Annotated in this window: 1 pseudogene; it reads right to left on the bottom strand. The window is 63.6% G+C overall.

Going from position 1 to position 442, the window contains the following annotated elements:
* Window positions 1-442: pseudogene (locus EEB15_RS33360) on the bottom strand (hypothetical protein); the annotation flags it as partial.

Genomic DNA, 442 nt, shown 5'->3' with positions numbered 1-442 from the left:
GGTGTAGGGACCGGTACCGCTGACCGTGACCTGCATGCTTGCGTCGTCGCCCAGGCGCCGCGCGGTGAAATTGGTGCCGTCGAAGTCCAGGCGGAAATCGCTGGAATTCAGCTTGCTGGTATCGGTGATGTTCAGGTTGGCGTGGACATTACCGGTGTTGCCGTTCTTCGCCAGGACCCGCAGCGCGGTGATGTCCGGATCGTTGATGTCGCCGAACAGGTTGGCGCCGGCCTTGCCGGCCAGGTCGAGGCCCTGCCCCAGCTGCTTGTTGATGGTATCGGCGAGGGTGATCGCCAACTGCCCGAGCTTGTTGTAGCTGCTGTCCAGGGCGCTGTTGCGGTAGGCCAGCAAGCCACCCATCTCGCCGCCGGACACCAGGCCGGTGACGTTCTGTATGGAGTTGCCGTTGCTCAGTTGCACCTGGTAGCGGGTCGGGTCATCC

The organism is Ramlibacter sp. WS9 (genome assembly GCF_003797765.1).
In the GTDB taxonomy this organism is placed as follows: domain Bacteria; phylum Pseudomonadota; class Gammaproteobacteria; order Burkholderiales; family Burkholderiaceae_C; genus Ramlibacter.
Note: the sequence above shows the minus strand (reverse complement) of the source record. Positions and strands in the feature narration are given on the sequence as shown.